Below are 18529 nucleotides of genomic sequence, written 5' to 3' on the forward strand. Positions count from 1 at the left end.
TGTTACCACTTGGCTAATGATTCGTTAAAGATGTCTTGTGTAATCCTTTCAAAAATTACATCCAGTGCAGTAGTCAGTTGTGACCCTACAAGCTGGCTTGTTCCGGGGAAATCATAGAAGAAAGAAAATCTTTTTTCAAAATCATCTTCTTCTTTATTCTTATTTGTAAAACGTACGTTTACAGAGATTGTCAAACGGTTTTGGGCAGCTCTTTGGTCGGCCGTGGCAGTCATTGGAGAAACCCTGTAATCCACAATTTCGCCTTCATAAACCAATTCGCCTCCTGAATTTGTCAGGCTCAGATTCGTTTGGTTTTGAATCAGGTTTTGCAAATCCTGAGTAAATTTACGTTCAATTCCGGGTTCGATAAGGTCGGCATTATTCTGAAAATAATTAACCTGGAAGGTCTTGGCGTTAATGGGTTTCGCTCCTGTAAAATTATATACAGAACAGCCATTGAAGGCAAGGAATAAGACCGGAAGGATGATGTATTTAATGTATTTCATGCTTTAGTTTGTCAAATATAGACAGTTTTTACAAATCAAATTGCTTTATTTTTCGGTATAGTGTCCTTTCGGAAATTCCAAGCTCATCTGCCGCTGCCTTTCTTTTTCCTTTGTTTTTTTCCAATGATTTTTTGATAAGTTCGATTTCCTTTTCTTCCAGTTTCAGGATTTCTTCTTCTTCAACGGTTTCAGCAAATGTGAAATTGTCATCGTTTTCTTCAAAATGTTCTTCCGCTTTTGGCTTTGTGATTAAGGCCACACTAGGCTGTTCTTCAAAAGCAATTTCGCTGTCTGAAGGGTTGCTTCCGTAAATTTTCTGAATCAGGTTTTTGTTGTTTTCCTGAACTTTTGTATTTCCATTCTGCATCAATTCCAATGTCAGTTTTTTCAGGTCATTCAGGTCGCTTTTCATGTCAAAAAGCACTTTGTATAAAATCTCCCTTTCGTTACTGAAATCACTTTCGCTTTTTTTGTCCTTGATTACAGACGGTAACTGACTGCCTTCTGATGGAAGGTAAGATTGTAATGTTGCCACCGAAATATCCCTGTTGGTTTCCAAAACAGAAATCTGCTCTGCCACGTTTCGAAGCTGACGGATGTTACCGCTCCAACGGAATTGCAACAAGAAATGGACTGCATTGTCATCAAGCTTGATTGGAGGCATTTTATATTTGTGTGCAAAATCGGCTGCAAATTTCCGGAACAGCAGGTGGATATCATCTTTTCTTTCTCTTAAAGGCGGAAGCGTAATATCGACAGTACTTAATCTGTAATAAAGGTCTTCCCTGAATTTTCCTTTTTCGATGGCATCAAACATATTGACATTGGTAGCCGCCACAATCCTTACATCTGTTTTTTGGACTTGAGAGGAACCTACTTTTATAAATTCTCCGTTTTCCAAAACACGTAACAGACGTACCTGTGTGGTTAAAGGAAGTTCACCAACTTCATCTAAGAAAATAGTACCTCCGTCAGCGACTTCAAAATAGCCTTCACGGGTTGAAGTTGCTCCGGTAAAAGCACCTTTTTCGTGGCCAAATAATTCACTGTCAATAGTTCCTTCCGGAATCGCACCGCAGTTTACGGCTATATATTTTCCATGCTTTCTGTGTGAAAGCGAGTGGATGATTTTAGGAATGCTTTCTTTTCCGACACCACTTTCTCCTGCCACTAAGACGGAAATGTCTGTCGGTGCAACCTGAATTGCTTTTTCTATTGCACGATTCAGTTTCGGGTCATTCCCGATAATCTCAAATCGCTGTTTTATGGCTTGAACTGATTCCATTTAAATTATTTTAAATGATGTTTTTTTTCTTTTAACTGCCTTCTCAAATCTTAAATCTGCAATCTTAAATCTGCAATCTTAAATCTGCAATCTTAAATCATAAATCTAAAAATTAATTCATATCACTATACCCAACGGCTTCTCCAATTAAAGTGCCGCTGGTACAACTATTGATTTTTACATTTACGAAATCACCTATTTTATAATTTTCTCTAGGAAAAACAACTGTTATGCTTTGTGAATTTCTGCCTGAGAATTGCTCTTCAGATTTTTTTGAAGTCTTTTCTATCAGCACTTCTACAGTTTGTCCTAAGAATTCCTGGGTTCTGAAAGCGCTGTGTTTTCTTTGTAAATCAACTATTTCCTGAAGCCTTCTTAGTTTTGTTTCTTCCGGCACATCATCTTCCATTTTCCTTCCGGCCAGTGTTCCCGGACGTTCAGAATAGGCATACATATATCCGAAACCGTATTTGACATGTTCCATTAAGCTCAATGTATCTTGGTGGTCTTCTTCCGTTTCGGTAGGAAATCCTGAAATCATATCCTGAGTGATGCCACAACCCGGAATGATACGGTTTATCTTATCAATCAGTTGGATATATTCTTCTCTGGTATGCAGTCGGTTCATTGCTGCCAATATCCTGTCACTTCCGGATTGTACAGGAAGGTGGATGTGTTTGCATACGTTTGGATATTTTGCAATAACATGCAATACGCTTTCGTGCATGTCCTGCGGATTCGATGTTGAAAAACGGATACGCATTTTTGGAAATCCTGTAGCGACCATTTCCAGTAACTGGGCAAAATCAACAGCCGTAGCTTTTTGGAATTCGGTTGCCTTGACAAAATCTTTTTTCAAACCACCACCATACCAAAGATAGCTGTCGACATTCTGTCCTAATAAAGTAATTTCTTTAAAACCTCTGTTAGACAAGTCGGCGATTTCTTCCATAATGCTTTGCGGCTCACGACTTCTTTCACGGCCACGGGTAAAAGGAACTACGCAAAAGGTACACATATTGTCGCATCCTCTTGTTATGGAAACAAATGCAGTAACGCCATTACTGTGCAAACGAACCGGAGAAATATCGCCATAAGTTTCATCTTTGGAAAGAATAACATTAATGGCATCGTTTCCGGCTTCTACTTCCTGCAAAAGATTTGGAAGGTCTTTATAAGCATCCGGGCCGACAACCAAATCGACAATTTTTTCTTCTTCTAAAAACTGACTTTTAAGGCGTTCTGCCATGCAGCCCAATACACCCACCTTCATTTTTGGATTCACGCTGCGTTTTACAGCATTGTATTTTTCCAGTCTTTTTCGTACAGTTTGTTCTGCTTTGTCCCGAATGGAACAGGTGTTGACCAATACCAAATCGGCCTCTTCCAGAATTTGGGTGGTATTGAAACCATTTTCAGATAAAATAGAGGCTACAACCTCACTATCTGAAAAGTTCATGGCACAACCATAACTTTCAATAAAAAGCTTTTTGGTGTTTCCTGTTTTATGTTCTAATACAAGGCTTTCTCCTTGCTTGTTTTCTTCTATTATCTTTTCCATAGTCTCCCAAAGAGAAATTTAATCAGTTTGCAAAGATACAATTATTTGAAGTAATATGACAAGATGTCATATTTAGATTTAACAATGTTTTTGGAATGTTTTTTACCGTTTTTAGGTTCTTCGGAATAAATCCCGAAATTGGTAAAGCAGTCGCTCCATTAATCGCAAATCCTGGGTGATAATATCGGCAGTTCCGCTCATTTCCTGACGAAATGCAATCTTTTTGTGATAGGAAGTTTCCAGTTTGTTTGGCAATGATACATCAATAAGAATGTTGCCTTCTTTATCAGGGGTTAAAGAGATGGATTGTATTTTCCCTCTGATGACTCCAAATTCCCGGTCAGGATAATTTGCGAGACGGATATTTACATTCTGGCCAATTTTGATTTTTCCTGAATTTTGAGCCTTGGCTTTTATCTTTCCGATGTAATTGTCAGATTCTTTCGGGATAATAGAAAAAACATTATCGCCTGCCGTAATGGTTTGGTTTTCTGTCCATACTTGCATGAAAGAGACTTCGCCTGAAATTGATGACCGGAGCACATAGGCTAATTCCCAATCGGCAATGGCTTTTTTCAACTGGTTATAGGATTGGATGGCATTCCTGAACAGACTTACATCGTCTTTAGTCTCGTTAATTTTTGTCGATTTGCTGTTTTTGTTCAAATCATTCAACGACGATTTCATTTGCGAAATAGAGGAACTAAGTCCACGCAGGTTTTTTTCTGTCTGGAGATAATCTAAATTTTTAGTTTCCCATTCCTGTGTGGATATAATGCCCTTATCATAAAGTTTTTTATAACGGTCAAGCTCTTTCTTTTTAAGTTGAATTTCTGTTTCGCTTATTTGTTTTTGCTGTTGCAAAAGGTTTAGCCTTTCTTTGATTTCAATGACTTCATAATTTTGTGCAGCGCCTTCTACTTTATAAGGCTGTAATTTTCTGTTAAGGCTGTAAGCAATAAAATCTTTTTCAAATACGGCAAACGGCCCTTCAATTTCACCCAGCTGCATGGAAGGGAGCGATTCAAACGGAAACCGGATAAAACCCTTATCTATTTTAAGGGTGTCGATAATGCTTTTTAGCAAAAACACATCCTGATATCGGGCCGTGTTTTCAATTACGGCCAAAGCTGTATTTGCCGAAACAGTTTCTCCGTTTTTGATAAAAATTTTCTCAATACGCCCCGAACTTTTGGTAATGAGTCTTTGTGGAGGGATTTGCGTGGTTATGGTAATTTCTGAAGAGACAATGTCAGGATATTTTACAACCCACGACATGACCAGTAAGGATAACAGTACGGTTAAAATAACCACATTTCCCCATCGTATCATCCAATGCGGTACTTTGGTCAGGATTTCCTGAACCTCTTCACTTCGCAGTTCTATGTGTTTATCGTCTGGCATATTATGTTCCGAGTTGCAGTTGGTTTTTAACAAGCTGGTAGTAGCTTCCTTTTAATTTTACTAATGCTTCGTGATTGCCCTGTTCTATTATTTTTCCATTATCGAGAACTACTATCTGGTCAGCGTTCATCACGGTGCTTAGTCGGTGTGCAATTACCACAACAGTTTTATTTTTGAAGAAAACATCCAGTTTTTCCATGATTTCTTTTTCATTGTTGGCATCAAGTGCCGATGTAGCCTCGTCAAAAAACAACATTTCCGGGTTTTTGTAAACCGCCCTGGCAATCAATAATCGTTGCTTTTGCCCGGTACTCATGCCAATGCCTTCCATGCCAATTTTGGTGTTATATCCCAAAGGCAAGCCTGAAATATATCCTTTGATATTTGCCACATCGCTGGCATAGGCGAGTCTTTCCTTGTTTATAATGTCAACACCAATCGCAATGTTGTTGGCTATTGTATCATTAAAAATATAGCCTTCCTGCATCACAGCGCCAATATTGGCACGCCATGCTTTTTGGGCAATGTTTTTAAGGAGCGTGTTTCCAACCGTAATTTCTCCTTTGTCGCAATCGTAAAATTTCAACAGGAGCTTCATCAGCGTTGTCTTACCACTGCCGCTGGTTCCTACAATTGCCGTTATCTTATTGGCAGGGATGACAAGATTCAGATTTTCTAAAACAGGAGTGTCTGTTCCTGTATATCTAAAGCTGACGTCTTTAAGCACAATGTCGGAATCAACAGGAAATTCATGAATCTGATTTTCTTCCTGTTGGCTTTCGTCTTCTTTTTCATGGATTTCAGATAATCGGGAAAGTGATATTTTTGCGTCCTGTACTTCCCGGATGAATTGGATGAGTTGTGTAATCGGGCCATCGAGACTTCCTACAATACTGGTAATTGCCATCATCATACCCAGCGTAATTTCTCCATCAATAACCAATTTGGCAGAAAGGAAAATAATGAAGATGTTTTTAAGTTGGTTGATGGTTGAGGAACCAATGTTTTGTGTTTGTTCCAATACCAATCCTTTCATGGAAACTTTAAAAAGGCGGGCCTGAATGTATTCCCAGCTCCAGCGTTTTTGCTTTTCGGCATTGTGGAGCTTAATTTCCTGCATCCCGTTTATGAGTTCGATGACCTTGCTTTGCTCCTGGCTGATTTCTGAAAAACGTTTGTAATCCAAGGCTTCTCTTCGTTTAAGAAACAGTATAATCCAAAGAAAATAGAGCAGGCTTCCGGCAAAGAAAACCAAAAAGATTTTCAGATTATAATAGGCCAGAACACCTCCCATTATAATCATGTTGATTATAGAGAACAGCACATCCAGAGACGAGGTTGTTAACAGTCGCTCAATTCTGTTATGGTCGTTGATTCGCTGCATGATGTCTCCGGTCATCCTGACGTCAAAAAAGGAAATTGGCAGGTTCATCAGTTTGATAAAGAAATCAGAAATAAGCGAAATGTTTATTCTTGCCGAAAGATGGAGTGATATCCAACTTCTGATAAGTTCCAAAGCTGTTTTTCCGGCAAACAAAAAAAGCTGGGCAAACAAGACCAGATAAACGAAGTGAATATTCTGGTTTTGGATTCCAATATCGACGATGCTTTGCGTAAGGAATGGAAAAATCAGTTGTAATAAACTGCTTGCCAGAAGTCCAATCGCTAATTGAATAATAAACGATTTGTACCGGAATACATATCTTGAAAGCAGTCCGAAACCAAAAACGCTTTTGTTTTCTTTTTCAAATTCGTTTTCGTAGAATTTGGGTGTAGTATCAAAAAGAAGGGCTATTCCTTCCTGGGTTGCTTCGGTTGCATTATTTCCAATCCAGGATTTTAAAAAATCCTCTTTATTGTATTGGAGCAGCCCAAAGGCAGGGTCAGAAACATAATAAATTCCTTTTTTGATTTTATACAGTACGACATAGTGATTGTTATTCCAATGCAATATGCACGGTAAAGGGGCTTCTTCCAGTTTTTCTAAACTGAGCCGTACACCCAGTGTCCGGAATCCTATTTTTTCTGCCGCTTCACTTAGCGATAGCAAATTGCTTCCCTCTCTGGTGGTTTCGCTTAGACTGCGAAGCTTTTGTATGTTGATATTTTTGCCATGGTATTTGGCAATAATCTTCAAGCTGGTAGGGCCACAGTCTTTTTGGTCGGCTTGTTTGAAAAAAGGGAATTTCTGCATTAATTTTTTCAGAATTTAGTCAAATATATTTCTTATTTCCTTAGGATGAACAACTAGTCTGTAATTTACGTCTAAACGATTGCGGCTTTTAGGTCTTCCAGTTCCGACAGGAAATATTTTATTTCTTCCAATTCATATTCTTTAGGCAATAATTTATGGTCTACTATTTTTACCGGCGTATAATTGAATTCGTTTTTGATACACCATTGGTATTGTCTATTGAGTTCTGTCGCTACTTCCTCGCTGATGGTTTGCTGTTTCCATTTTTTTAACCAGTCTTCGATATTGAGATTTTGGACATGCCAGTCTTCAATAGCCTGCCTGATATTACCATTGCTGAAATAGATCTGCTGCAGATTTGTTGCGACAGGCACATAAGGATTTCCAAGATTGTCTATATTCAGGTTAAAATAAACCGCCAACCTGATTTTTTCGGGATATTTTTCCATAAAGTCTTTCCCTTTTTGATAAGCTGTATGGCAATGACCACAACTAGGGCTAAGGAAAAGCCTTAAGGTTAATGAAGCTTCCGGATTTCCAAAAAGAATAGGTTTTAGGCTTGTCAATTCCGGCAACTCCTGTACATCTGAAGAAAGAAATTCGAATAGCTTGAAATTTCTTTTGAATCTGGAAAGTTCCTTGTTTTTGTCTGCCAGGTCTTTTCTTTCGGATATAATTTTTTTTAACGGAAACCACAAGGCAGAACAAATTACAGTTATAATAGTGTAATGGATGGCAGCTGTTAGATTTATCTTGAAATTATCAAAGTATAAAATGTACAATAATGATTGTGCCAAAACCAAAGACGACACAACAAGGCAGAGCATGCACCATTTTTTAAGCTTTGTCTGTTGCAGGTATACTGAATAAAGACAGACTGGTAATGACAGCAGGCTAAGTAACCCGATAATGCCAAAAGCAAACCCCGCTAATGAACCGGCTATAAAATTGATGGAGAAAAATAAAATGGGCAAGTCTGTAAAATCAAGCCATTGGGTAATCCGGCTGTTTTTTGACTTAATTACAGAATCACAGGAGGTATTGGAATTAAAGCTACAGATTTTAGAAACGAGTTCGTTGCCGTTCTCATTTTTTTCTAAAAGTATAAAAATACCGGCAAGCAATCCTATAAATGATAGGGTTCTGAACAGGAAGCCGTAAATTTCAAATCCGTAAGCAAAATTAGAAACCAGATAAACAGTGGCCAATAGTGCTAAAGTAATGGCTATTTTGTGTTCTGATTTTTTTATATCAGATGGTTTTTCGTTTTTCTCAATTGCCAGAATCAAACCTTTCCATAATTCCCGAAATTCTTCCAGGGTTACGGTATGTTTTTCATTGTTTTCGGTCTCATAAATAATAGTGTCATGGTTCTTACTGACAAAGACAAAGTTTAGGGCATCCTTGACTTCTATAGCTGCAATAAAATGTTCCGGAAGATTTTCAAGCTGATTTTTAGGAACATTGGCAGCCATGTTTTCAATGCGCAATACTTCCAAAGTGTCTGTGACGGAAAACAAGCTTGGGTAGTTGGGGTGTGAGAGATAAATATCTTTAAATTCCTCATTCAGATTGCTATGCCGATTCTGTTCTAGGTATTTCTTAAGGACTGAAATCACGATGTTTTCGTTTTAGTTTGGATTCATGGTAGGAAAAATCTTGTAATATGTTTGCATAAATTTATAAATAAGAAATGAAAATCGGTTATGAAATCCGAATGTTTAACATAAAAAGGATGTCGATAGGAGGTAAAGGATGTCTATATAAGGTAGGGAGTCTTAAAATTCATATTGTATTTTCAATCTTTTAAAAATCAGTGTTTTGTTCTGTTTCAGAAGTCAGCTATGAGTTAATAATTTTACTTTTAAAATTTTCTGAAATGCAATATTTAAAAAATTCATATACTTTTGCGACACAAACAAAAGCATTATGGCAAAGAATTTAGTGATCGTTGAGTCGCCTGCGAAGGCAAAAACCATTGAGAAGTTTTTAGGGAGCGAATATCAGGTAGAGTCCAGTTACGGACATATAGCAGATTTGCCTTCTAAAGAAATAGGAGTAGATGTTGAAAATGGCTTTCTTCCAAAATATGAAGTTTCTCCTGATAAAAAAGCATTGGTGAAAAAACTCAAGGATCTTTCTAAAAAAGCAGATACGGTTTGGCTGGCGAGTGATGAGGATCGTGAAGGAGAAGCCATTTCGTGGCATTTGTCAGAAGAATTGAAATTAGAGCCATCTAAAACCAAAAGAATCGTTTTTCATGAAATTACCAAAACGGCAATTCAAAAAGCGATTGAGAATCCAAGAGGAATTAATTACGATTTGGTAAATGCGCAGCAGGCAAGAAGAGTCCTGGACAGATTGGTGGGTTATGAGCTTTCTCCGGTTTTATGGAGAAAAGTAAAAGGCGGGCTTTCTGCCGGAAGAGTGCAATCGGTTTCGGTAAGATTAATTGTAGAAAGAGAAAGAGAAATCCAAAATTTTAAAGCCGTAGCTTCATACTCTATAGTAGCAGAATTTTCAAATGAAGCCGGAAAAACATTTAAGGCAAAACTGCCAAAGAATTTCAATACAAAAAAAGAAGCCGAAGATTTCCTGAATAAAAATATAGGTTCTACATATAAGGTATCAGATTTAGAAACGAAACCTACCAAAAAATCACCGGCAGCGCCTTTCACTACTTCCACTTTGCAACAGGAAGCAGCAAGAAAATTATACCTTCCGGTTGGGGTGACGATGCAATTGGCCCAAAGGCTTTATGAAGCGGGATTGATTACCTATATGAGAACAGACAGTGTCAATCTGTCGAATGAAGCCATAAATGCTGCTGAGGCAGAAATCATCAAATCGTATGGTAAGGAGTTTTCAAAGCCCAGAACTTTTGCCAATAAGAGCAAAGGTGCTCAGGAAGCACACGAGGCCATCCGTCCGACAGATATGTCAAGACATACGGTGAATATTGATAGAGACCAGGCCCGACTTTATGATCTGATTTGGAAAAGAACATTGGCTTCGCAGATGAGTGATGCCGAATTGGAAAGAACCAATGTAAAAATTGAAGCCAATAACCATTCAGAGGTGTTTGCGGCAACCGGAGAAGTTTTGCTTTTTGAAGGATTTCTTAAAGTATATCTGGAAGGGCATGATGATGAAGACGAAGAACAGGAAGGAATGCTTCCGGCTTTAAAAGTGAATGAAAAACTTCAGAACAATTATATCACTGCAACAGAACGTTATTCCAGACCGCCGGCAAGGTATACGGAAGCTTCTTTGGTTAAAAAACTGGAAGAGCTTGGAATTGGCCGTCCGTCGACTTATGCTCCAACCATTTCGACAATTATTAATAGAAATTATGTTGAAAAAGGAAATCTGGACGGGCAGGAAAGAAAATATACGCAATTGACCTTACAGTCCGGAAAAGTTGATGAAAAGCTACTAAAGGAAAATACAGGTTCTGATAAAGGAAAACTCGTTCCAACTGATATTGGTGTTATTGTGACCGATTTCTTAGTAAAGAATTTTGAAAAAATATTAGATTATAATTTTACTGCAAAAGTTGAGCAGGATTTTGATGAAATTGCAGAAGGAAATGTAAACTGGGCAAAGATGATGCAGGAATTTTATGACCAGTTCCATCCTAATGTAAAAGATGTAGAAGCCAATGCAGAGAGAGAATCGGGAGAGAGAATTCTGGGAACGGACCCGAAAACAGGAAAACCTGTAAGTGTTCGTTTGGGTAAATTTGGTCCAATGGCCCAGATAGGTGATGCAGAAGATGATGAAAAGCAATTTGCAAGTCTGATGGCCGACCAGAATATTGGAAATATCACTCTGGAAGAAGCTTTGAATTTGTTCCTGCTGCCTAAAAAATTAGGAGATTATAAAGGAGAAGAGGTAGAAGTTAACAATGGTCGTTTCGGGCCTTACGTGCGATTTGGAAAAATGTTCATTTCGCTTCCAAAAGGAGAAGATCCTTTGGACGTTACTTTTGACCGTGCCAAAGAATTAATAGCCGAAAAAGAACAGGCGGATGCTCCAATCGGAACGTATAAAAATGAGCCTGTACAAAAAGGAGTGGGTCGTTTCGGACCTTTTATCAAATGGAATGGCATGTTTATTAATGTCAGCAAAAAATACAATTTCGACAATCTTTCCCAATCCGACATTACTGAATTGATAGAGGATAAACTTCAAAAAGAAATTGATAAGGTAATCCATGATTGGAAAGAAGACGGAATCCGTGTTGAAAAAGCGCGTTGGGGACGTTCAGTCATTACCAAAGGAAAGGTCAAGATAGAATTGAGTAAAGATGTTGATGCATCCAAGCTTACTTTGGACGAAGTAAAAGATATGATTGAGAAGAAGGCTCCTGCAAAAAAGACCGCGGCAAAAAAGACAACCGCTACGAAAAAGCCGGCTGCTAAAAAAACTACTGTAAAAAAGAAATAATATATGGAATTTGATTTTCTGACTCCTTTAGACGAAGAGATACTGGAGTTTATTAACGGACTGTCTTCCCAGAACTTAGGGAGTAAGGTAGTACTGCATACCAGAGAAGACTTTCCTGATTTAAGCAAAATCAGACTCGCAATTGTCGGAGTGAAGGAAAACAGAGGTGCCCATATTGAAATTGAAAATACAAAGCTGTCGCATATCCGTAAGGAACTGTATGGATTGTTTCCGGGAAACTGGGAAGCATCAATTGCAGACCTGGGAAATATTTTGGCAGGTAATGATATAGAAGATACCTATTTCGCCTTAAAAAAAGTGACAGCCTATTTGTTGAAAAACAAAATCATTCCGATAGTTATTGGCGGTTCACAGGATTTGACTTATCCGCTATACAGAGCCTTTGATGAATTGGAACAAATGGTAAATGTTGCGTCTATCGATAGTAGATTTGACTTTGGAGCAGCCGATAGACCACTTTCTGCAAATTCCTATCTTACTAAAATGATTGTTGAAGAACCTAACAATCTTTTTAATTACAGTAACCTGGGTTATCAAACCTATTATAACTCACAGGAAGAGATTGATTTAATAGAAAAATTATTCTTTGATGCCTATCGTTTGGGTGAAGTTTCCAATAATATCTCAATAGCCGAGCCGGTTTTCAGAGATGCGGATATTGTGAGTGTAGATTTAACATGTGTGAAATCTTCTGATTCCGGTAATTTTATTACTTTTACACCCAACGGATTTAACGGGAAAGAAATCTGTTCTTTATCAAGATATGCAGGAATCAGCGATAAAGTTTCAATTTTTGGCATTTTTAATCACAATAATTCAAAACAGGAGGCAGTTCTGATCGCCCAAATTGTGTGGTATTTTATTGAAGGTTATCATTATCGTTCGAACGAGTATCCGTTTGGAAGCAGAGATAACTATTTAAAATACATTGTGCCTTTAGAAGACGAGGAACTGGTATTTTTTAAAAGCCACAAAACAGAGCGTTGGTGGATAGAAATACCTTTTATTTCAAATGTTAATAATAAATTAAAAAGAAATACGTTATTACCTTGCACTTATGAAGATTATTTAGGTGCTTGTGCCAACGAAATCCCGGAAAGATGGTGGAAGGCACAAAGGAAAAATATAGTATAGACGGCACGTTCCTATTTTTTTTAACACATCCTTAGGTCAATGTTATACTTTATTTAAGGATTTTTAATAAAAAAATTGTTTTTTAGAAAAATAATAAATAGGTTTACGCCCTTAAAAAATAAGAATATATCATAACCCAAATTTATATGAAGAAGTTCATTGCATTAGCAGCATTAGCATCAATATTGACAAGCTGTGGTTCGAGCGATAAAGGGGAGTTAGTAGGTGTGAAAGGCAGAAAATGGCATCCAGAAAAACCATACGGTATGACTCTGGTTCCAGGTGGTGCTTTTATTATGGGTAAATCAGATGATGATTTAGCCAACGTACAGGACGCTCCGACAAAAACGGTTACCGTTCGATCCTTTTATATGGATGAAACAGAAATTACGAATAGCGAGTACAAGCAATTTGTGAATTGGGTGAAAGACTCAACTATCAGAATGCGTTTGGCTATTCTTGCTGAAGAAGTAGGTCAGACCAAAGGAACTGGTGGTATCGGTGAGTTTGCGTTTGATGATACAGATCCGGCTACAATGTCTCCTTATGACAAATATATGTATGAGAATTACTATAGTGTTGGTACAGGAGATGATCCGTATGCAGGAAGAAAGCTGAATAAAAAAGTAAAATTGATTACAGATCCTCAGAAATATCCGGATGAATATTATGTTGAGGTTATGGACTCCATGTACTTGCCGGCTGCTGAATCATACAACGGATTAAGAACTATTGATGTTTCAAAATTGAAATTCCGTTACTCTGAAGCGAATCTAAACGATGCGGTTAAGAAAAAAGGAAGAAAAGATTTCTATAAAAAGACGGAGCCAATTGAAATCTATCCTGATACTACAGTATGGATTAAAGACTTTGCTTACTCTTATAATGAGCCAATGCATAATGATTACTTCTGGCACCAGGCTTATGATGATTATCCTGTAGTAGGTGTTACCTGGAAACAGGCTAAAGCTTTCTGTGCTTGGAGAACATTATACAAAAACGCATACATCAAGGCGAAGAAAAAAGGAAGAAACCAAATCAACTCTTTCCGTCTTCCAACAGAGGCAGAGTGGGAATACGCTGCTAGAGGAGGTCTTGAGTCAGGAACTTTCCCTTGGGGTGGTCCTTATGCTAAAAACGACAGAGGTTGTTTCCTGGCAAACTTCAAGCCTAACCGTGGTGACTACGCTGCTGACGGAGCTTTGTATACTGTAGAAGCGAAATCATACGAGCCTAACGATTATAACCTTTATAATATGTCAGGTAACGTAGCGGAGTGGACAAACTCTTCTTATGATGCATCATCTTACGAATATGTATCTACAATGAACCCTAACGTGCCGGATGCTAAAAATGAGCGTAAAGTAACACGTGGAGGTTCCTGGAAAGATGTTGCTTATTTCTTGCAGGTAAGTACAAGAGACTTCGAATATGCTGATTCTGCAAGAAGCTTTATCGGTTTCAGAACCGTACAGGATTACATGGGTGTTCAAAATACAGGAAACACACCTAAATAAGAAAATTTAACCAACTTTATAATTATTATATTTACTTAACTAACTAAAAACTATTTATTATTATGGCAATTTTAAGCAAAAAAGCAATGAATTTCGCTTACGGTATGGGAGCGGCAGTTGTAATCGTAGGAGCATTATTTAAGATTATCCACTTCGAAATAGGACCACTAACAGGAAACGTAATGTTAACTATTGGTCTTGTAACAGAAGCGATTATCTTTGCTTTGTCTGCGTTCGAGCCTGTAGATAACGAAATTGATTGGACTCTTGTATATCCTGAATTAGCAGGAGGTGAAGCTAAAAAGAAAGAAGCTAAAAAAGAAAACCCAACAGAAGCTCAAGGTCTATTGTCTCAAAAATTAGATAACCTGTTGAAAGAAGCTAAAATCGATGGTGAATTGATGGCTAGCTTAGGAAACAGCATCAAAAATTTCGAATCTGCTGCTAAAGGAATTTCTCCGGCTGCTGACGGAATTGCGGCTACTAAAAAATACAGCGAAGAATTATCTATGGCTGCAGCTCAAATGGAGTCATTAAACAGCTTGTACAAAGTACAATTGGAAAGTGCTTCTAGAAATGCTGAGGCTAACAAAGAAATCGCTGACAACGCTGCTAAATTAAAAGAACAAATGCAATCTATGACTGCAAACATCGCTTCATTGAACAATGTTTACGGTGGTATGCTTTCTGCAATGAGTAACAAAGGATAATTAGTTTAAGACTATATTTTTTCATTAACAAAATAAAAATAAACTAATTAGAAAAAATGGCAGGAGGAAAATTAACCCCTAGACAGAAGATGATTAACCTGATGTATCTGGTTTTCATCGCGATGTTGGCACTAAACATGTCCAAAGAAGTTTTATCTGCTTTTGGACTAATGAATGAAAAATTTGAAACAGCGAACGAAGCGGCAAAATTAACTAACGAGCAGATGCTGCAATCATTAGATACTAAAGCTGCTGAAGCTAAAGGAGAATTTGCTGTAGCGGCAGAAACAGCTCATAAAGTTCAGGCTGCAACGAAGAAATTTTACGATTTTATCGGTACTTTGAAAAATGAAACACTTAAAGGTGTTCAGCCAGAAAACGGTAAGTTACCATATGAATCCATGGATAAAGGTGATAACCTTGATAACAGTTGGTTTATTGGTGATGGATACACTAAAAGAGGTAAAGAAGTTATGAGTGCTATCGAAACCTATAAGGCAGAGATGAAAAATGCACTTGGTAATGAGAAAAAATACTCAGCTATCTTAAATCAGGTAAACAAATCATTTGATGTTTCTGATGTTACTACAAAAGATGGTTTGAAAGATAAATTCTTGAACTACCACTTTAAAGGTTTTCCTGCAATCGCTTCTTTGGCTAAATTGTCAGCATGGCAGAGTGATGTTAAAAAAGCGGAATCTGATGTATACAGTGCTGCTTTAGGAAAAGCGGCTGTACAAGCAGCTTCATATAGCAACTACCAAGCGATTGTTGTTCTTGATAAAAATGCATATTTCCAAGGTGAAAAAGTTACTGGTAAAGTAGTTTTGGGTCGTTATGACGAAAATACAAAACCTGAAAGTGTTACAGGTGCAGTTTTAGATAATGCAACCGGACAGGCTAAAATTAATTTGACTGCTGGTGGAGTTGGTGAACAAAACATTGGAGGTTCATTCAACTTCATTGAAGACGGTAAGAAAATTAATTTACCATTTAAAGGTACTTACGTTGTAGTTCCAAGACCTAACGAAGCTACCATTTCTGCTGATAAAATGAACGTTGTTTATCGTGGTGTTGTAAACCCAATGACAATTTCGTTTGCTGGTATATCTGATAATAATGTTACAGCATCTGCTCCTGGTCTAACAAAAGCTGGTAAAGCTGGTGCTTATAATATGAGTCCTGGAGCTGGACGTGAATTGGTTATCAATGTTTCAGGTAAATTACCTGATGGAACATCTGTAAATTCTAAGAAAGTATTCAGAATTAAAAATATTCCAGGGCCAACAGGTGCTTTGAGAGGAAGAGAAACAGGTACTGTTAAAGGTCCTAAATCAAACCTTGAAGTTCAGACTGTTAATGCTATTCTTGAAGACTTTGATTTTGATGTTACTTTGAATGTAGTTGGTTTCAATATTAAAGTTCCTGGACAACCTACAATTGTTGTTTCTGGTAACAAAATGGATGGAAGAGCGAAAGCTGCAATCCAAAAAGCGGGTAGAGGTGATGTAGTCATTATTTCTGAAATTAAGACTAAATTGGAAGGTAGTTCAATCATGCTTCCTAAAACAGCACCTGTTGCTTACGAAATAACACAATAATTATTGAAAGTTTGAGTTTTTAAACTTAACAAACTAATAAATTACAAGAAAATGAATTGGAGAAATTTTTCATTAGTAGTAGCATTAAGCTTAGTTTCTGGTGTGTCTTTTGCACAGTCTAATCTTTTGAATGCGAAAACTCCTCAAGAAATCGGAAAGAAAACAGAAGCTCAGCTTAAGTCCGATAATGATAAACCACTACCTTATGGATATGTTCACGATCGTGACGTATTGATGGGCAAAATGGTTTGGGAATTTATTGATCTTGATGAGAGAATCAATTTTCCAATGTATTTTCCGGTTGAGGGTAACCTTGGGCCAGACAGAAAATCATTGTATGCAGTTCTTGTGGATAATATGAAGTCAGGAAAAATCGCCGAAGTATATGACGACAGCTATTTTACGACTAAGAAATCACTTAAAGACATTGAATCATCATTGTCAAAAATTGATACAACAGATGCAGGTCGTGAGCAATATAATGCAGGTGAGAAAATTACTGAAGATAATATCGTTAAAACAGATATTATGCCTGCTGACGTAATGGGTTACAAAATCAAAGGTTACTGGTATTTTGACAAGCGTCAAGGTGAATTGAAATACCGTTTGCAAGGTATCTGTCCTGTAGTTCCAGACGTTTATACAATGGGAACCGAGCAAGAAGATCCAATCGAATTGTTTTGGGTATACTTCCCGGCAGTACGTGACGTTCTTCATGAAGCAAAAGCTTTCAACGACAAAAACTCTGCACTTCCTATTACATTTGACCACTTATTGAATTCGCGCCGTTTTAATGGAGTGATTTATCAGGAAGAAAACGTTATGGGTGACAGAAAGATTGAAGAATATATGAAAGACAATGCACAGATGCAATTGTTAGAATCAGAAAGAGTAAAAGATAAGATCCGCAACTTCGAACAGGATATGTGGAATTATTAATAAAAATTTCTCCAATACAAATAAAACTCTTGCCTTTCAAAGGCAAGAGTTTTTTATTTTTGCATCATGGTTGATTATTTAATTGTCGGTTGCGGATTGGCCGGAATTGCGTTTGGCGAAACGGCCTCACAGCATAATAAATCCATTTTGTTTTTTGAGAATAATTCGCAACGTTCTTCTAAAGTTGCAGGCGGATTGTATAATCCGGTTATTCTGAAAAGATTTAGCGGAGTATGGAGGGCTCAGGAACAACTGGACCTGCTTCAGGTTTTTTATGGAAATCTGGAAAAAAAGCTGAATACCCGATTTAACTTCACTACTCCGGTCTACAGAAAATTCTTTTCTGTAGAAGAACAAAATGATTGGTTTCTGGCAACAGATAAGGTTGGATTAACACCTTTTCTTTCTTCAAAATTGGTTTCCAAAAAATATAAGGCAATTGATTCGCCATTTAATTTTGGCGAAGTTTTGCAGTCTGGCTATGTCGATACGGATATACTATTGTCAAGCTATCGCAATTATGTGAAAGAAAATAACTTGCTAAGGGAAGAAATTTTTGATTATTCGGCTATAGAATTTAAAGAAGGCTATATTCAATATAAGGATATTGCGGCCAAAAATATTGTTTTTGCCGAAGGTTATGGAATGACAGCCAATCCTTATTTTGGACACTTACCTTTAAAAGGAACAAAAGGTGAATTGCTGATTATTAAAGCTAAAAATTTAGATCTGGATGCCATAATCAAAGCATCGGTATTTGTGCTGCCTTTGGGTAATGATTTGTATAAAGTAGGTGCGACATACAATTGGGCGGATAAAACCAATGAACCGACCGAAGAAGCCAAAAAGCAGCTTTTAGAGAACAGTAAAGAAATTCTGCAATGCGATTTTGAAATTGTTGAACATCTGGCCGGAATAAGGCCTACAGTGGCAGACAGAAGGCCGTTGGTAGGAACACATCCAAAATATCCAAACCTTCACCTGCTGAACGGGCTTGGCACAAGGGGCGTTATGATTGGGCCTGATATGGCAAAACAATTATTTGAAAGTATTGAACTTGGAAAACCGATAGACAATTCTGCAGATATCCTGCGATTCAAAAAAGTAAAATGGTAACTTACTTTTTATCCCAGTCCTTATCGTAATCCACAAACATATTAATCCAGATATTTCGGGATACCCTCATAATAATTGGCATAAAAATAATG

The 18529-nt window shown here is 37.5% G+C and carries 13 protein-coding genes and 1 pseudogene; 7 read left to right on the top strand and 7 right to left on the bottom strand.

Annotation, left to right across the window (positions count from 1 at the left end; genetic code table 11):
• Positions 1-2 precede the first annotated feature (2 nt).
• The 6 genes from ASG38_RS06615 to ASG38_RS06640 form a co-directional block, all read right to left on the bottom strand.
• On the bottom strand, positions 3-506 hold the full coding sequence (locus tag ASG38_RS06615) for an LptE family protein (protein WP_056068371.1): 504 nt from the start codon (positions 504-506) through the stop codon (positions 3-5).
• A 28-nt stretch (positions 507-534) separates the two neighbouring features.
• Entirely contained in the window at positions 535-1791 is a 1257-nt protein-coding gene (locus ASG38_RS06620) for a sigma-54-dependent Fis family transcriptional regulator (RefSeq protein WP_056068373.1), read from the bottom strand.
• Between the two features lie 112 nt (positions 1792-1903).
• Positions 1904-3352: a tRNA (N6-isopentenyl adenosine(37)-C2)-methylthiotransferase MiaB gene (miaB, locus tag ASG38_RS06625; protein ID WP_056068375.1), complete on the bottom strand. Its 1449-nt coding sequence runs from the start codon at positions 3350-3352 to the stop codon at positions 1904-1906.
• A 111-nt stretch (positions 3353-3463) separates the two neighbouring features.
• Positions 3464-4756 carry an HlyD family secretion protein gene (locus ASG38_RS06630; protein WP_056068377.1) on the bottom strand — a complete coding sequence of 431 codons (1293 nt, stop codon included), beginning with the start codon at positions 4754-4756 and terminating at the stop codon, positions 3464-3466.
• 1 nt (position 4757) lies between these two features.
• Entirely contained in the window at positions 4758-6950 is a 2193-nt protein-coding gene (locus ASG38_RS06635; RefSeq protein WP_056068379.1) for a peptidase domain-containing ABC transporter, read from the bottom strand.
• A 71-nt stretch (positions 6951-7021) separates the two neighbouring features.
• On the bottom strand, positions 7022-8569 hold the full coding sequence (locus ASG38_RS06640; protein WP_157486062.1) for a vitamin K epoxide reductase family protein: 1548 nt from the start codon (positions 8567-8569) through the stop codon (positions 7022-7024).
• Between the two features lie 310 nt (positions 8570-8879).
• Here ASG38_RS06640 and topA point away from each other — a divergent pair, with 310 nt between their 5' ends.
• From topA to ASG38_RS06675, 7 genes are all read left to right on the top strand, one after another.
• Positions 8880-11399: a type I DNA topoisomerase gene (gene topA / locus ASG38_RS06645; RefSeq protein ID WP_056068383.1), complete on the top strand. Its 2520-nt coding sequence runs from the start codon at positions 8880-8882 to the stop codon at positions 11397-11399.
• A 3-nt stretch (positions 11400-11402) separates the two neighbouring features.
• Complete coding sequence (locus ASG38_RS06650) at positions 11403-12554, top strand: formimidoylglutamase (protein ID WP_056068386.1); 1152 nt, start codon at positions 11403-11405, stop codon at positions 12552-12554.
• A 146-nt stretch (positions 12555-12700) separates the two neighbouring features.
• Positions 12701-14071: a gliding motility lipoprotein GldK gene (gene gldK / locus ASG38_RS06655; protein WP_056068388.1), complete on the top strand. Its 1371-nt coding sequence runs from the start codon at positions 12701-12703 to the stop codon at positions 14069-14071.
• Between the two features lie 62 nt (positions 14072-14133).
• Positions 14134-14781: a gliding motility protein GldL gene (gene gldL, locus ASG38_RS06660; RefSeq protein ID WP_056068390.1), complete on the top strand. Its 648-nt coding sequence runs from the start codon at positions 14134-14136 to the stop codon at positions 14779-14781.
• 56 nt (positions 14782-14837) lie between these two features.
• The gene (gldM, locus tag ASG38_RS06665) at positions 14838-16382 is read left to right on the top strand and encodes a gliding motility protein GldM (protein ID WP_056068392.1); all 1545 of its coding nucleotides are present in this window, start codon (positions 14838-14840) and stop codon (positions 16380-16382) included.
• 51 nt (positions 16383-16433) lie between these two features.
• Entirely contained in the window at positions 16434-17321 is an 888-nt protein-coding gene (gene gldN, locus ASG38_RS06670; protein WP_056068394.1) for a gliding motility protein GldN, read from the top strand.
• Between the two features lie 66 nt (positions 17322-17387).
• Positions 17388-18437, top strand: coding sequence for an FAD-binding oxidoreductase (locus tag ASG38_RS06675; protein ID WP_056068396.1), 1050 nt, complete (start codon positions 17388-17390; stop codon positions 18435-18437).
• 1 nt (position 18438) lies between these two features.
• Here the strand turns inward: ASG38_RS06675 and ASG38_RS18255 are convergent.
• Positions 18439-18529, bottom strand: a pseudogene (locus ASG38_RS18255) (DUF983 domain-containing protein); the annotation flags it as partial.

This window comes from Flavobacterium sp. Leaf359, from assembly GCF_001423985.1.
Classification (GTDB): domain Bacteria; phylum Bacteroidota; class Bacteroidia; order Flavobacteriales; family Flavobacteriaceae; genus Flavobacterium; species Flavobacterium lindanitolerans.

Coding starts and splice junctions, on each gene's coding strand:
- ASG38_RS06615 (WP_056068371.1), bottom strand. CDS start 506: ATGAAATACATTAAATACATCATCCTTCCGGTCTTATTCCTTGCCTTC.
- ASG38_RS06620 (WP_056068373.1), bottom strand. CDS start 1,791: ATGGAATCAGTTCAAGCCATAAAACAGCGATTTGAGATTATCGGGAAT.
- miaB (WP_056068375.1), bottom strand. CDS start 3,352: ATGGAAAAGATAATAGAAGAAAACAAGCAAGGAGAAAGCCTTGTATTA.
- ASG38_RS06630 (WP_056068377.1), bottom strand. CDS start 4,756: ATGCCAGACGATAAACACATAGAACTGCGAAGTGAAGAGGTTCAGGAA.
- ASG38_RS06635 (WP_056068379.1), bottom strand. CDS start 6,950: ATGCAGAAATTCCCTTTTTTCAAACAAGCCGACCAAAAAGACTGTGGC.
- topA (WP_056068383.1), top strand. CDS start 8,880: ATGGCAAAGAATTTAGTGATCGTTGAGTCGCCTGCGAAGGCAAAAACC.
- ASG38_RS06650 (WP_056068386.1), top strand. CDS start 11,403: ATGGAATTTGATTTTCTGACTCCTTTAGACGAAGAGATACTGGAGTTT.
- gldK (WP_056068388.1), top strand. CDS start 12,701: ATGAAGAAGTTCATTGCATTAGCAGCATTAGCATCAATATTGACAAGC.
- gldL (WP_056068390.1), top strand. CDS start 14,134: ATGGCAATTTTAAGCAAAAAAGCAATGAATTTCGCTTACGGTATGGGA.
- gldM (WP_056068392.1), top strand. CDS start 14,838: ATGGCAGGAGGAAAATTAACCCCTAGACAGAAGATGATTAACCTGATG.
- gldN (WP_056068394.1), top strand. CDS start 16,434: ATGAATTGGAGAAATTTTTCATTAGTAGTAGCATTAAGCTTAGTTTCT.
- ASG38_RS06675 (WP_056068396.1), top strand. CDS start 17,388: ATGGTTGATTATTTAATTGTCGGTTGCGGATTGGCCGGAATTGCGTTT.